Annotated in this window: 12 protein-coding genes and 1 pseudogene; 9 read left to right on the top strand and 4 right to left on the bottom strand. The window is 32.8% G+C overall.

What is annotated here, in order from left to right; translation table 11 throughout:
• Nucleotides 1-268: 268 nt before the first annotated feature.
• Nucleotides 269-1864 carry a spore germination protein gene (locus WQ54_RS31475; protein ID WP_046590888.1) on the bottom strand — a complete coding sequence of 532 codons (1596 nt, stop codon included), beginning with the start codon at nucleotides 1862-1864 and terminating at the stop codon, nucleotides 269-271.
• A gap of 304 nt (nucleotides 1865-2168) precedes the next feature.
• Between WQ54_RS31475 and WQ54_RS31470 the strand changes: the two genes are divergently transcribed.
• Nucleotides 2169-3263 (top strand): endospore germination permease, encoded by a 1095-nt coding sequence (locus WQ54_RS31470; protein ID WP_046590886.1) that lies wholly within the window; start codon nucleotides 2169-2171, stop codon nucleotides 3261-3263.
• A 317-nt stretch (nucleotides 3264-3580) separates the two neighbouring features.
• On the opposite strand, the gene WQ54_RS31465 is transcribed toward WQ54_RS31470, so the two are convergent.
• Nucleotides 3581-3775 carry a hypothetical protein gene (locus WQ54_RS31465; protein ID WP_046590884.1) on the bottom strand — a complete coding sequence of 65 codons (195 nt, stop codon included), beginning with the start codon at nucleotides 3773-3775 and terminating at the stop codon, nucleotides 3581-3583.
• 86 nt (nucleotides 3776-3861) lie between these two features.
• Here WQ54_RS31465 and WQ54_RS34130 point away from each other — a divergent pair, with 86 nt between their 5' ends.
• The 7 genes and pseudogenes from WQ54_RS34130 to WQ54_RS31430 all read left to right on the top strand — a co-directional run bounded on the left by WQ54_RS34130 (nucleotide 3862) and on the right by WQ54_RS31430 (nucleotide 9382).
• Entirely contained in the window at nucleotides 3862-4026 is a 165-nt protein-coding gene (locus tag WQ54_RS34130; protein WP_156177993.1) for a hypothetical protein, read from the top strand.
• A 308-nt stretch (nucleotides 4027-4334) separates the two neighbouring features.
• Nucleotides 4335-4607 (top strand): hypothetical protein, encoded by a 273-nt coding sequence (locus tag WQ54_RS31460; RefSeq protein WP_046590882.1) that lies wholly within the window; start codon nucleotides 4335-4337, stop codon nucleotides 4605-4607.
• A gap of 37 nt (nucleotides 4608-4644) precedes the next feature.
• Nucleotides 4645-5127, top strand: a complete 483-nt coding sequence (locus tag WQ54_RS31455) for a HisA/HisF-related TIM barrel protein (protein ID WP_084822402.1) — start codon at nucleotides 4645-4647, stop codon at nucleotides 5125-5127.
• A gap of 138 nt (nucleotides 5128-5265) precedes the next feature.
• Nucleotides 5266-5819 (top strand): annotated as a pseudogene (locus tag WQ54_RS31450) (YdcF family protein).
• 650 nt (nucleotides 5820-6469) lie between these two features.
• A complete protein-coding gene (locus tag WQ54_RS31440; RefSeq protein WP_046590878.1) occupies nucleotides 6470-6706 on the top strand; it encodes a hypothetical protein in 237 nt (78 codons plus the stop codon).
• A gap of 164 nt (nucleotides 6707-6870) precedes the next feature.
• Complete coding sequence (locus WQ54_RS31435; protein ID WP_046590876.1) at nucleotides 6871-7086, top strand: DUF6366 family protein; 216 nt, start codon at nucleotides 6871-6873, stop codon at nucleotides 7084-7086.
• Between the two features lie 385 nt (nucleotides 7087-7471).
• Nucleotides 7472-9382 carry a hypothetical protein gene (locus tag WQ54_RS31430; protein ID WP_046590875.1) on the top strand — a complete coding sequence of 637 codons (1911 nt, stop codon included), beginning with the start codon at nucleotides 7472-7474 and terminating at the stop codon, nucleotides 9380-9382.
• A gap of 1138 nt (nucleotides 9383-10520) precedes the next feature.
• Here WQ54_RS31430 and WQ54_RS31420 read toward each other — a convergent pair.
• On the bottom strand, nucleotides 10521-10661 hold the full coding sequence (locus WQ54_RS31420; RefSeq protein ID WP_046590872.1) for a DegQ family regulator: 141 nt from the start codon (nucleotides 10659-10661) through the stop codon (nucleotides 10521-10523).
• A 749-nt stretch (nucleotides 10662-11410) separates the two neighbouring features.
• Nucleotides 11411-12235: a hypothetical protein gene (locus tag WQ54_RS31415; protein ID WP_046590870.1), complete on the bottom strand. Its 825-nt coding sequence runs from the start codon at nucleotides 12233-12235 to the stop codon at nucleotides 11411-11413.
• A 1978-nt stretch (nucleotides 12236-14213) separates the two neighbouring features.
• Between WQ54_RS31415 and WQ54_RS31410 the strand changes: the two genes are divergently transcribed.
• On the top strand, nucleotides 14214-14561 hold the full coding sequence (locus WQ54_RS31410; protein WP_046585870.1) for a hypothetical protein: 348 nt from the start codon (nucleotides 14214-14216) through the stop codon (nucleotides 14559-14561).
• The last annotated feature ends 87 nt before the right edge of the window (nucleotides 14562-14648 follow it).

Below are 14648 nucleotides of genomic sequence, written 5' to 3'. Positions count from 1 at the left end.
ATTTCATTTTTTCTATTTAGGGTCTGGGCATAATATATTTTGATGTTATCAAATTAAATGGATTAGGAATATTTACATCCAAATTTCACTGCAATACTTAGTCCTTTTCCAAAAAAGAAAAAACATGGAAAAAACCATATATCGTGACTCCCTAAAAATGATTCTTTGAAGGCTAGCTTACTTTTAACCAATTCTTCAACTCAGAAATTAAATAATTAATCCCTCTCGTATATTAACCAGGGATCAGTGTTCATTGGTATATTTTACTTTAATCCTTTTTTCTAGAACCCGGCTTGGGTGAAGGTGTATTTTCCCGTTTAACATTTTTTTGGTTGATTAGGCGTGGCCGTGAAAATAAGGCCCAACGAGGAAACCGAAAGACTGCGTCTTTTTGATCTTCCGCATTAAACGGAGCAAACGGATACAAATAAGGTATTCCAAATGAACGTAAGCTGCATAAATGAAGGGTAAGGGCGGTCAACCCGACAATGATTCCAAATAAACCAAAAGAGGCGGCCAATCCCATAAAAATAAAACGTAACATTCTTACCGATATAGCAAGATTAAAAGAACTTACGATAAAGCTTGAAATCGCCGTAATCGCTACGACAATAACCATAGCTGCAGAGACTATGCCAGCATCAACGGCAGCTGTTCCAATTACTAATGTCCCTACAATGGAAACTGCTTGACCAATGGTTCTTGGCATTCGAACGCCAGCTTCACGCAAAATTTCAAATGTAATTTCCATCATGAGTGCTTCAACAAAGGCTGGAAATGGAACTCCTTCCCGTTGAGCAGCCAGGTTAATGAGCAGTGGTGTTGGCAACATTTCCTGATGAAAAGTCGTGATGGCGATGTACAATGATGGACCCAGCAGGGCGATAAAAAAACCGATAAAACGAAGGATCCGGAGTAGTGTAACAATATCTGCACGTTGATAATAATCGTCTGCTGTCTGAAAAAATTGAACAAACAGAGAAGGGACCAAAAGAGCATGTGGGCTTCCGTTAACAAATATAGCTATACGTCCTTCCAGCAAATTAGCAGCAGTTACATCAGGGCGTTCTGTATGGAAAATAGTAGGAAACGGTGTGTATGTATCATCCTGTATTAACTCTTCCAGATATCCTGCATCTAAAATACCATCAATATTAATTTTATCAAGACGATTGCGAACTTCCTGAACGACTTTGTCATTGGCGATATCTTTTATATATGCAATCGAAACGTCAGTTTTTGTAACTGTTCCAATCTTTTTCGTTTCCAGCCAAAGGTTATGATTGTTAATTTTCCGTCGTAACAATGCTGTGTTTGTTCGTAAACTTTCCGAATAAGCTTCTTTTGGGCCTCTGATGGTATTTTCAGTGGTTGCTTCTGAAACACCGCGGTCTTTTCCGCCTTTCATTCCAATTGCAAAACCTTGTGAATAACCATCAAAAAGAAGGATGACATCGCCAGCTAATAGTGATGTGTAAAGTGTACTATATTCAGTTAAATCCTTTAATTCTCCAACGGTTAACACAGAATCCTTAAACAGTTGCAGTGGATTCTCATCTAAATGTTCGATTTTGTCAAGTTCCATTTCTCGTATGTCCAACATTAATGATTCAAGGATAAAATTTTGGATAGAAGGAGCATCGGTCAAACCATCGGCATAAAAAATCCCGGCTTTCATCTCCCTCTTTTTTCCAATCCTGATCTCCCGAATGATGATATCATCACTATTTCCAAGAGCTTCTTTCACTATTTTTATATTTTCTTTTAGACTTTTATTTAACTTATCTCCCATAGTCGAATCTTGAAATTGTTTGGTTTGTATAGACATGGATCGATTTTTAAGTGATTTTTTAAAAAATCTCATATTTCCTACCCACTATCATTTTTTCATCCATTATTTCCTAAATTTAATAATTTAAACTTAGATAAATGTCTTTGCAATATGTCGCCTAAGATACGTTAATTTGGAGACCTTTTTATAAACGGAGCAACTTTTTCAAAACGATTTAACTTTATTTCTAATCATAAAAGTTATCCGGTTTAACCGGAAAACCCGTTTTTATCTCAACCAGCTTTTTAGAGGCTGGAAATGTTTAATAGTTTATAGGATTGTTAATAATATTAAGGGTATTTTAGAAAGATACAACTTTACCGAAAGAGGTATAAGTATGCTTGAAAATGGTGTGATATCAGTAAGACAATTTCAGATATTTGTTTTCGTATTTACTATAGGCAGTTCTATCCTTTACATTCCTTCAGCACTTGCTGCTGAAGCAAAACAAGATGCTTGGATTGCTGCTGGATTTGGAGTAATAATTGGGTTGTTGGTTGTTAAACTGATTACTTCCGTTGCAAAGCTTTATCCTAATTTGAATTTTGCTCAATATACGGAAGTCGTTTTAGGAAAATGGATAGGGAAATTAGTTAATTTAGCTTTTTTCTTTAATTTTTATATGATATCTGCCTTTGTTCTACGGGATGTAGGTGACTTCGTAACAACGCTCCTTATGCCAGAAACTCCTATACAAGCTATCTTAATTCTTTTTATTGTTGTTGTGATCATGGGGATTCGTTTAGGACTTGAAACGTTGGCTCGGGCAGCGGAAATAATTTATCCATTGTTAATCATTATGATATTTATACTGTTGATCGCTCTTACCCCTGAAATTAAATTTACAAATATACAACCTCTTTTTAAGAGCGATGTAAAAACGATAGTTCGAGCGAGTCTGCCTTTCATCGCCGTTCCATTTTTTCAAATTTCTGTTTTTCTAATGATTATTCCTTATGTACATAAGAAGAAGGGAGCGGAAAAAAAATTCTTTTCGGGGGCATTTAAAGCAGGAATTCTATTAATTGTATTTACGGTATTTTCCATATTGGTTCTTGGTGTAGATATAACAGCTAGGGAATTCTATCCAACTTTTAGTCTTTCCCAAAAAATTAATATTGGGAATTTTCTGCAACGACTTGAAGCTGTCACAGCGAGCATTTGGTTTATTTCTATATTTTTTAAATTATCCATTTGTTTTTATGCTTCTGTTTTGTCCTTAGCTCATACTTTGAAGTTAAAGGATTATAAGGTTTTGTCATTCCCTTTAGGTATGATTTTGGTTGTTCTCTCCATAGTTGTTTACCCAAATATTGTATATACTGGTGAGTTTATTAAATGGATGGTTTATTATTTTGGAACGATGGGTTTGGTCATTCCGATTACATTATTAGGAGTATCGATATTAAGAAGTGGCATATCTAGGAAGTAAATTTTATGCACAATAAGTAGGGGTAGAGTCAGGAAATTTCGGATTTACAACGGTAAGAAGATTTTCCCCATAAAAAAACGATTTCTTGAGTTTAGAAATCGTCTTCTTTAATTTAGCATGTTGAACTAAAGCACACGTTGCTTCAATAAGAATGGTCATCAAGTTTTGTAAATCTTGATTCTTTGTACAATAGAAACATTCTAAATCATGATAATATATAATCGCACCTTATTCTTTCATATCTAAGTTTACTTCACAATCAATCATAACGTGGATAGTATCCCCTTTACGGGAGTTGCGTAATTCAAAGGCTTCTTCTAACCATACATAACAATTCGTCCATTTTGGGCTGCTGCATCAATCGCATCTACCATTCCTGAACCTTCAAGTAAGCATGGGATAACTACGTCGAACCCTTCTGGGAAGTCTTTACCTACAACGTCCATTGTTTTTGTTTCTGATGTAGGTAGCTTATAAGTATGCGTAGCACCATACGTACCCCTAATACGCATTTCCTGATCCTATCAAGAAGGAAATTAACGATTATTCCAGAATTTACTAACATAGATTAATTTTAAAAATGATAAGGGGGATTTATATGGAGATCATTTTTGAAGCTTTGATGCCATGGCTGTTATGGATAGCAGGCGGATGTGTAATCTTATCCTTGTTATTGTTAGTATTGACTAGTATGTATACAAAAAAAAGGTTAGAAAAAATGGGACAAGACGATCCATTACAAAACCCTACTCCAGTTAAGTAGCCCCCTAATGATCTTTCTCAAAATACTGGATAACATGGTAGATTAATAGAAAAAGCCTGGTAGCTACCAGACAAGCCAAACCCTTGAGATCCATATGGGTTTGGCTTTTTGGCGTGAAGTCAAGAACAAATTGCTGCTACTTAAGAAAAGAAAAGTTGGTGGCAAAATTATTGAATGGATAATCCTTTTTAAAAGCAACAGAAATAACAAGAAAAGTGGATGAGTTAGACAAGTTTACACTTTATAAAACTTGAAAAAAATGGTATATTTGTGTGATTGTAAAAATCAAAGAAATTGGGAGCCTGTAAATGAAATTATTTAGTGGACTTGGTTTAATACTTGCTACACTTATTTTCTCACTGAGTGGTTTAGTTTCAACAGAAGAAAGAACATTTGATGAAATTCAAAAAGAAAGACAACAAGAGCTTTCTATTCAACAAAGTAAAACACCATCTGTAATTCAACATTTAGAAGGTGAAGACAGTGAGCAATTAGCACAAAAAGTATTAGAAGATATTAAAAATAATCCTGATAAGGTACAATTTGCAGAACCAATTGATCCTGATGAATTTGGATTTTAAGTATTGATTAATTCAATTTCAACAATCTTATAATGGAATGTATGCTTCTCATGTGATAGTGACATCCTACATTTTTGATAATGGTGATATAAATATAGATAAGTTAAATAAATTAGTGAATGAAGTTGGAAAAGGAAAACTGGTAATTGATTTAAGTTGTAAACAAAAGAACGGTAAGTGGTTTGTTGTTACAAATAAATGGACAACATTTAGTAATTTTGAGATCAATAAATCAACAATTAGGGAAATAGAGAAGTATTGTGATGAATTGTTGATTCATGCGGTTGATGTAGAGGGAAAGCGTACTGGAATTGAAGAAGACTTAGTAAAGCAGTTAACTGAGTGGGTTAAAATTCCAACTACATATGCAGGTGGCGTGCGTTCAATAAAAGATTTAGAGAAATTTTTAAAAGTTTCCAATAGAAAATTAGATATAACAATAGGAAGCTCATTAGATTTATTCGGTGGTGACTTATCTTATAGTGAGGTAGTAAGGTTTTGTAAAAATAATCTTCATTAAGCTAAAAGAGTATGTTCTTGTTATAAGCAGGGACGCTTTTTTTCAATTAAGGAAGCAGGAGAATATAAGAAGGATTTTACTTGGTAATGTTGTGTATTTTGAAAAGTAAATTAACCTAAATGTAAAGGAAGAATAATAATGACTAATCCGTTCGATTGCATTACCAACTTTATATTTGTTGAAACTGAAATTTCTTCAGCGGATGTTATTTTAATTCCTGGTGCTAGTCAAAAGAAATTAATGGAGAAAGCTGCTTCTTTGTATCATCTTGGATTAGCACCTTACATACTTCCATCAGGAGGAGTAAACCCAAAAGTAGAAACTACTGAATGGGGTTTTTTACAAAAAGTTGGCATAGCTAACGATGTGCCTGAAAATGCAATTTTAAAGGAAGATAGGCACAAAACACTTTTCAAAATGCACGTTTTTCGTTGGAAGTTCTAAGAAATAAAGGGATATACCCTAATAAAGTAATAATAGTTTGTAAATCATATCATTCTCGTAGAGCTTTATTAACTTATCAGACGGAGTTTCCAAAAGAAACTGAATTCTTTATTTCACCTGTTATTGACAGGACCCAAATAACTAAGAATAACTGGTTTTTATCTGAAGAAAGAATAAATCAAGTAATGACTGAAGTTGAGAAAATAGGTAAATACTTTGGTCCTCATATCCCTAATTGGATTAAATAAACAGGGAAGGTTTTCTCGCTTCTATAACTTAAGGGTGCTTGAGTTGAAGAGCAGGGCTGCCATTGCGGCAGCTTTTTTTGTTGTGCTAACGGGGCAGTATTGTTGAAGAAGCTTTCTCAATATTTACTGTTTTCCAAAGTTGCTTTTTACAGCTAAAATAATGGTGAAACACGATGAGAAAAGGAGAAGGAGCTTATGCTATTTGAATCTTATTAAATATTTTGTAATCCAGTTTATTCTAATTACTGTAATAATCCTAACAGGGTTTTACTCAGATAGTTACATAAGCAAGCCATATACTTACACTGATTTAATAGCAATAATTATTTATATTGCGATACTAATCATTGTTTTAAATGGAAATTTTAAGCTAAAAGAACATCTAATGCCTATTCATTTATTTAATAGGGTATTACTTACTTTGTTAGCATTTGTTATTACCATTATTTTTACAGGGATATTAACAGGAGAATGAGATTTTATCCTACTCCAACTAACTGGTGCAGGAGTTGAAGATCAAGGCTGTCGTTGTGGCAGCTTTTTCTTCTTAATTAAAGTAACGGGCAGCATAGTTGAACAAAGGTTGAAACAATATGAGCTTGGGAATTGTATAAAGAAGGAATTAATTTAAGTTGTGTGGGGTTAATCGAATGGAAAAAGACTTTTATGCGGGTATATTTGTTTTGGTGGTTGGCATTTTTGCAATATATATGTTTTTTCACACAACAAGGGAACGGTTCTTTAACGACAAGACTTATGATAGTGTCAGACATATAACTCCATTACCTGTATCAATTAATTTTTGGTTCATTAAAATTTTGTTTCTTGTTGGAGGACTTTTATGTATTGCTGCTGGGATATGGGGAATAAGCATTCCGTTTCTTTAAAAGTCTTCTTCAACTATCTGGTGCAAGAATTTAACAATGGGTTGCTGTGGCAGCCTTTTTTCTTTTTCGTTCTTCAACTAAAGATGCAGAATAGTTCAATAAGAATAATGGTTATTTGTGGTAAAATATAATAGGAATGATTGTAATTTACAGGGGGTGTTGAAGTGCAAGATAGCAAAGAAACTCCTGAACAAAAAAGAGAGAGATTAAGACATGAAGAATTAAAAAGCAATCCAACGGGGAATATGAACGATGCTTTTAATAAAGCGAACAGTGGAAATCTCGCTGATTTAGTTGGAAGCTTAGGTTGGAAGGGTACGGGAATTCTTATTCTTGTAATCATAATTGGCTTTATTATTGTATCACTCTTCTTCAAGTAAAGGATGCAAGAGTTGAAGAAGATAATGGGTTGCTGTGGCAGCCTTTTTTCTTTATCGTCTTCAACTAACGGTGCAGAAAAGTGAAGAGAATGTCTTTATTTTTTGTTCTAATATTTGTTCCACTATCGGGGGCTTACGTTGATGATTCAACTACTATCGATGCAGCTTTTTTATTTAGATAACCAGTAGGTTTGTTGCGAATAAGGATTTTTCTAAATATTATTTCTACTTACTATAAAAAGTACGCTGTTATTTGAACAAAAGAAACCGAATTTTTAATTTATTACTCAAAATAATTTAAATATAATCAAAAAGAGGATGAATGGTTCAATTAAAGGTTAATGTTGAAGTTTGATTTTCAGTATGAGGGGATGAGGGGATTTTTATGAAGATAAAAAATTGGGATGATATAAAGGAAAGTTCTTTTGCCATTGAATATAAGGAAGACAAATACATTAGTTCAATATCTCATAACGATGACCCATATAAGATGAATTGGGTAGAAGGAACACAACTATGGGGAACTATTAAAGCACCGAAAGGAATAGATACAACTGTAATTCGCAGTTTAACTGATCATAACACTTTAAAAGAGGTTTACAAGTTTACAAATAATACAGAGTTTGACATTTTTTCAAAGCTAGGGGATACCTCAATTTACACAACTTTTAATGATGATTATGACTCAGCAGATATTTGTACTGTGAATAAATGTCATGCTCATATATGGTGTGGTGGAGAAGTAAGTTATGTTATGGGATTGAGAATGGGAGGGGAAGCCCCTCATTTAGGATTAATCTTAACAAAAGGAAGTTTAAATTCATATAGTGTTGAGCGTGATTTATCATTAATCAGTAATGATCGTGGAGACTTTTTGTTACATGTAGCTCCGTTTCAATTAGCACCTGGAGAATCTTATATTATTGAATGGGAACTATTTTGGCATAAAGGAAAAAAAGACTTTTATAATATACTTCTAACTTATCCCAACTATATACACATACAAGCTGAAAATTACACCTTATTTGAACATGAAGCAATCAATATAGATATCATTTTCCATAAAAATCTAATAAACCATGAAGTTTACATTTCTAGAGACGGAAAGCCAATTGAATTTAATAAAGAAAAAAATATGTTGAAAATTAGAGAGGAAAATTTGCTCCCTGGAGAGTATTGCTATTCTGTAAGAATAAGTGGAGTTACGACGGAAGCAAAGATTCTTGTACTGCCTGATATAAAAAAACTTACGCAAAGCAGATCTGAATTTATTGTAAATAAGCAACAGTACCATAAAATTAATAGCCACCTAGATGGTGCCTACCTAATCTATGATAATGAAGATCATCAAATATATTACTCTCACTACCATGATCATAACGGGGGCAGAGAAAGATTTGGAATGGGAGTATTACTTGCTCGTTTTCTAAGAAACAATGAGAATGTGCAAATGGAAGAAAGCTTAAAAAAGTATATCAATTACATCAGAAGAGAGCTTTATGATGAAGAGACAGGTATCGTATTTAACGACATAAAAAGAAATAACGATATTCATCGGTTATATAACTATTCTTGGTTGGCTGTCCTATTTAAGGAGTTATATCTTACATGGAAGAGCGAAGAATTTTTAAAGGACATGTCTAAAGTATTATTGGCATACTATAAGCAAGGTGGAGCTAATTTTTATCCGATTGAGATGCCAATGTTTGAAATGCTTAACTTACTAGAAGAAGCCAAATTAAACACTGAAAGATACAAAATTTTTAGTTACTTTAAAGAACATGTGAATACTATAAATCGTTATGGGATTAGTTATCCCAAATCAGAAGTGAACTTTGAACAGATCATTGTGGCTCCTGCTGCAAATCTTTTACTAGAAATGTATAAATTAACGGATGATAATAAGTTTCTTAATGAAGCAAAAAAACATGTGGAAATATTAGAACTTTTCAATGGTCTTCAACCTGACTATCACCTTTACGAAACGGCAATAAGGCATTGGGATGGATACTGGTTTGGGAAAAATAGATTGTATGGTGACACTTTTCCACATTATTGGAGTGCCTATACGGGACGTGTATATCAAAATTTAGCTGAAATAACTAACGATCTTGAATACTATAAAAAAGCAGAGTCTTCTCTTCGAGGTGTATTAAATCTATTTTCATCAGATGGAAGTGCGTCATGTGCAAAACTTACCCCATATACAGTGAATGGAATAAAAGGTGGGTTCTATGATCCATGGTCCAACGATCAAGATTGGGGGCTATATTTCATGTTTGACTATATTGATTAATATATAACAACTCCTATAGAGGGCAAAATTTCAATCACAAGTTTGTTAGAAATTATACGAAAGTTGAATTAGAACCAAGAAAAAGGATTGGAGAATACCAATCCTTTTTTGTGAAAAATTTTATGTGAAGAATTGTACTTAAAGTAAAGGGTGCGTTAGTTCAACAAGAAATGTTAAACACATGTGAGATCCTTACTGAAAACTTTAATCAGGTTTAAACTTGATTTTATCTTAAGTTTGTATAAAAAGGCAGGATTGAAGAAACACCATTATTGCTAAATATCTTATTAATACTTAAAGGGCATCATACTTTAACATGGAATACTACTATATCGATTTGAATATATATAACATTAAATAGCTTGGTCATCTCTGTTTTTGCAAAAGGGTCAATAGTACATATAAGGAGAGAGTTAAATTTTGAAACCAGAGGGAACAGAGAAATTTATATTACTGGATCAAATTATTGTAACTGAAGGTTTTTTAAATTCTAATCCGAGTGTTGAAAAAATACAGTAAGCTATGAATCATGTTAAACGGACAGGCTACTTAGATGAACCTATTACGATTAAGAGGGATACAAAAGATCCTTACAGATAATACACACTTTATCTTGCTGCTCAGAAGATGGGGATCGATTTAGTCCCTATTACTTATGAAAATAAGGTTTAAGTAATTTTAAAAAACGCCCCAATTGAAGCGTTTTTTACCGATAAAGGGAAAGGAAATTTCCTGAATGATTACCAATCCTTTTTGAAGCGAATAGAGAAATCAGGCCAAGAATAAGAAGAAAAGCACCAATATAGAGGGCGTTTATTTCTATAAAGGCCAATAAGAATAAATAAAAACTAAAGGTTAAAAATAGCCACCCCACAATTAACAAGATGTTTGAATAAACCTCACGCATAGGGATTCAACCTTTCTATTAAATTATTATTATATTTTAATGCACATTCTAAATTTTGGGAATGTCTTTGATGTGTTGAAATTGTTGATCAACATATGTGTGGAAACCTTACTGAAGCTTTTCAATCAGGTTTAAACCTGATTTCAACTTAAGTTTGCAAATAAAAAGGCCACACATGTAAGTGTAGCCATTTGTTGAGATGATACTTTGGAAAAAAGTCACATAATTTATTTAAGATATTTTTAAATATGCAAACTTGTCATACTTATCTATTGTATTAATTATTAAATGAAGTGATTTCTTTGTTTCTTGTATTTCTTTTTCGATCCTCTCTAACATTTGGATCATTTTGTCTATTTCACGAAGATCCATTGTTCACACTCCCCTAAAAGCAGCAATTCAACGATAAGAAATTTAACCAGGAACAATCCCTACTTCTAATTTTAGAATACATACTTTAGACCTACTCTAAATTGATTTACCATGTTAGACAAGAACTATATAAAAGTTGTAATACTATTGTGAACGTATTGTAATAAAAAAGGGGTAATAGCCCTAAAACTATCCAATCAGTAAAAATGTAATTTTATAGTAGTTATTATTTGTTTTTCCTAAACTCATACTTTTATAACAAAAAGAAAGTCGATTAGGATTTGCTGAAAGGACAAATAAAGTGTTAATTAATCATTTCTCTACAAAAATACATTTTTCTTAATATTTCTAATATTTTGAATTTTTAACATGGAGCTTATTTTATATAATTAGTACAAGCTATAGCTTATTTAAAAAAAGAGGGTGATACCCCCAGAATAGCGAAAGGCGAAGGAGTTTTTATGTATACGCTAGGTACTAGTTTGACTTTCTAGTATGGTTATTTTATCCCCATAAAGATGTTATTTTGAGAGTTAGTCAATTTTCGATACTTAAAAGATTTGTATGATAATTACAAGTTACGTAAGCGACCTTGTTATTCTGGTTAGGATGAATAACAAGATCGCTTATTTTCGTTACAAGCCCCATATAGATCTACACCAATGTTTAGCTTGCTCGCTTTTATCGAACTTTAGCAATGGAATAACACCATATTTCAAAAGCAATGATAGACTTTTTTAGCATGTATCTTAATTTCTTAAATGAGCTAGTAATTTTTTTTGGAATTCCATATTGTTTTTTTCATCACTATTTTTACTTAATGCTTGTTCCCAATCAGCTTGTTTATAAAAAGATTTCTGATTTCCGTAAGGGTCTTTTTCGAACTCTATTAAACTATTTTTCAATCCGGATTGATACTTTTCTTCCGTCAGAAATTTAAATACTTCCTCTGCTTTTATAGCCGCCTTTTTATCTTCACCAGATAAATCTTTTAATACATTGTTAAGTTCTTTAGTTATTAAAATTAAATGTTCTCTAGCATTGATTTGAAGATGTAAATGCTTATATTGAAGACTTGTAAATTCTTTCATCAGAGCTCTAATATTCCCCAAGAAGTTGTCATCTAATAAGCATTTATTCATCATTTCTTCGTAAATTTTCATGGCTTTCGGATGAATTTCTCTTATTCTTTGATAACCTTTATCTAACTCTATTATTATGAGTGTAACAAGATCAATCTCTTGTTTACTTGATTGAACTAAGGGGTTAATTTGTTCCAAAAGGTTTATCGTATCCTGAAAGACAGCAGTTGGTTTCTTACTTTCTGCTTGACCTTGTTCATGAAGAGCAAACATATAAGAATTAAATGCTATAAACATCTTGTAAGGAAGAATTGCCTCCTCTCTTGGAGATACTTCTCCATCTTCGCGCAATACTAAGTATCCTTTGGTACTACCCAATCTATTATAAGCAGCTACCTTAAAACGAGAATTATTACAACTGACAGTATATCTTGCAATATCAATTGTTTCTAGTAATCGTTTATATTTTTTAAATGTTGATTCAAATGACATAATTCATCTCCTTCATATTGTTGTAATTTACCATTTGAGAAACCCACCGTTACTTAAATAAGATATAATGTAATTCTAATTTGATTTTAAAAATTTCCATTTTTCATACTTCTGAACTTTATAAATTTTTCAAGGACAATCTCACACCTAATATTAACATAAATATCCAGTTTTATTTTGGAACCTTACTCATGACAGATAGGTAAGGGTTTGAGGTTATCGCCCCCTTTTCCCCCTGCTAGCACCAGTACGTGCGACTTTCATCGCATACGGCGCCCCAACTAATCCAATTCGATTTAATCATCAACACTTTCAAGTAATACTACTTTTTGTGTTTCAATTCTTCCGTTTCAATAAGTCGGTGCCTCCCTTGGGAGGTGAACCTCTTTTAGTCTTACGAGAACCTTATTAATCGATAAAGATTTGCCTTGCATAATTAAATGAATCTTCATTAGTCTAGTGGCTATCCCTCCATGTGGATTAGACATTTCATTGGTACTGTGCCACCACTTTCACTGATACAAAGATAAGTTATACAGTAGCTATTCTCACTATTGCTTTCCTTACCAACGCTTCATAGGGAGTAAGCCCTCCACGGTATCAGCTTACAACGTTGAATTATATCTATTATGGAATGAACTTAGGTGCTTCCTGTAAGCCTGTTAGCCGTTCATATGCCTGTAACATATCATGGATTTTCATATTAATCAGTCTTACTCATCCACTGCTAACCTCACATTAGGTGATATACACATTTCTATGTATTGCCATTCTAGACCCGTACATTCAGAAGTTCGTCAGCTTAACCTTTTACTGTAGGTTCTTTTGCATTCTCACCTTACTCATTCAACTCAAGCATCATGATTTACACCACCCCCTCGGGTAGGCTTTCGTCAGCCGAACTGATACGGTAAATTCTTACGCCTTCTTTGCCGAGCTTATAACACTATCATTCTTACTAAATCAAGTACTATTCGACGCAGAGAGAGCCCTTCAAGGCGTTACTCTTTCATTTGACTCTTCGATATAATCCTTCAATTCCAGAAGGAATTGTCTAACTTTTATCTGGGTAATGTGACCACTCCCAAGTTAGGTTAGAAACGTTTCGCACCATTAAATGGCCCTTTAATTGAATAATGAGTTTTAAAATAACTTAATATAATTACACATAGATCTACACCAATGTTTTGAGGATAAATAAAAACCTAAGTGTCAACTTTCGTTTAGGTTTACACTTAGCTTTTAAATCATGCAATCAATGAATTTTTCGTTTGATCTTTACTCCATAAAAGGGCACGATTCTTGATCTTGAATAAGCTATCCCATAATTTTTACTCTTATTTTGTTATGATTTGTACTATAATTTACTCATAGCACATTCCTTTTGACGGTTTCTTTAGGGGAATCGTCTTTTCTTTTTCGGTTTTCTTCTTCATACATCGATATTTTTTAATCGCAATAAAATATATCAATAGTTGTACGGTCTGTTCATGATGTTAAGTTTTGTATAAATATATCTCTAGAGTATAAATACTTTTAACAAGATCGTCCATCCACTAGATGGATGCTTTGTCCTACATACAAGTAGAAAAATCTCGTCTTTTTTATGTCACTTTTTATGTCAAATATGAAATAACGCAATCCTTATTAAGAGGGCACTGCAAAACGAATACATTTTATGGAATAAACGCCTGTTTGGCGTTTTTTTGTTAAAATAAAATGAATAAATTACTAAACCTAGGAGTTAACTAGTATTGGAGTATCAACTCACTCCTTTATTTAACTATGCCTTCACGAAGCAAAATTAATCTGAACTCATTTTATTTACCCGTCAATTCAATTAAAAAGGGTTATGAAATCCTGCGAATAAGTGAGCATTCAAGAGATAAACGTATCAAACTGAGGGAGTTCAAGAACAAAAGTGAACTATAATGGACATAAATTGTTAAAGAAACTTATGTAGGGAGAACAAGTTACAATGAAGAAGGTCAAAGAATTAAAAGCTTATGCAATAGAGGATGATTTCAAATTTCACATTGTTCAAGTTGTTATAAGCCACAGTAAAGAGGTTGCTGTTTATTGGTTACGGGATGTAGCAGGTTATACAAATGAAGAAATGACAAAATTCAAAGTTTGGGAATTTCCCTTAGATAAAAAGTTTTTTGTTAGGGATTTTGGAGAAACGTCTGCCAGAGAATTGATTAAAGAAATAACTCAAAGTGAAACTTTTCATAGTTTCCCAGTTGTTGTGTTTTGGAAAGAAGCTAAAAATGAGTATTTTGAAAATTGGCATTCTCATTTTGAAATAGAGGAACCTACTGATTAGCTTGTTACTAATTTAACGGAGGCTTTTCTTCATTAAGGAGTAAGGCTTTGCTTTTTTCTTGCATTAACTAGCAGGTTAGAACAAAAC

It is taken from the genome of Bacillus sp. SA1-12, assembly GCF_000981385.1.
Classification (GTDB): Bacteria; Bacillota; Bacilli; order Bacillales; family Bacillaceae; genus Metabacillus.
The sequence above is the reverse complement of the archived record's forward strand: the minus strand, read 5'-3'. Positions and strand labels throughout refer to the sequence as shown.

Bases quoted from the DNA above. Each gene is read 5' to 3' on its own strand.
- WQ54_RS31420 (WP_046590872.1), bottom strand. From the start codon at position 10,661: ATGGATCTTCGTGAAATAGACAAAATGATCCAAATGTTAGAGAGGATC.
- WQ54_RS31470 (WP_046590886.1), top strand. From the start codon at position 2,169: ATGCTTGAAAATGGTGTGATATCAGTAAGACAATTTCAGATATTTGTT.
- WQ54_RS31410 (WP_046585870.1), top strand. From the start codon at position 14,214: ATGAAGAAGGTCAAAGAATTAAAAGCTTATGCAATAGAGGATGATTTC.
- WQ54_RS31460 (WP_046590882.1), top strand. From the start codon at position 4,335: ATGAAATTATTTAGTGGACTTGGTTTAATACTTGCTACACTTATTTTC.
- WQ54_RS31465 (WP_046590884.1), bottom strand. From the start codon at position 3,775: ATGCGTATTAGGGGTACGTATGGTGCTACGCATACTTATAAGCTACCT.
- WQ54_RS31430 (WP_046590875.1), top strand. From the start codon at position 7,472: ATGAAGATAAAAAATTGGGATGATATAAAGGAAAGTTCTTTTGCCATT.
- WQ54_RS31475 (WP_046590888.1), bottom strand. From the start codon at position 1,864: ATGAGATTTTTTAAAAAATCACTTAAAAATCGATCCATGTCTATACAA.
- WQ54_RS34130 (WP_156177993.1), top strand. From the start codon at position 3,862: ATGGAGATCATTTTTGAAGCTTTGATGCCATGGCTGTTATGGATAGCA.
- WQ54_RS31455 (WP_084822402.1), top strand. From the start codon at position 4,645: ATGTATGCTTCTCATGTGATAGTGACATCCTACATTTTTGATAATGGT.
- WQ54_RS31415 (WP_046590870.1), bottom strand. From the start codon at position 12,235: ATGTCATTTGAATCAACATTTAAAAAATATAAACGATTACTAGAAACA.
- WQ54_RS31440 (WP_046590878.1), top strand. From the start codon at position 6,470: ATGGAAAAAGACTTTTATGCGGGTATATTTGTTTTGGTGGTTGGCATT.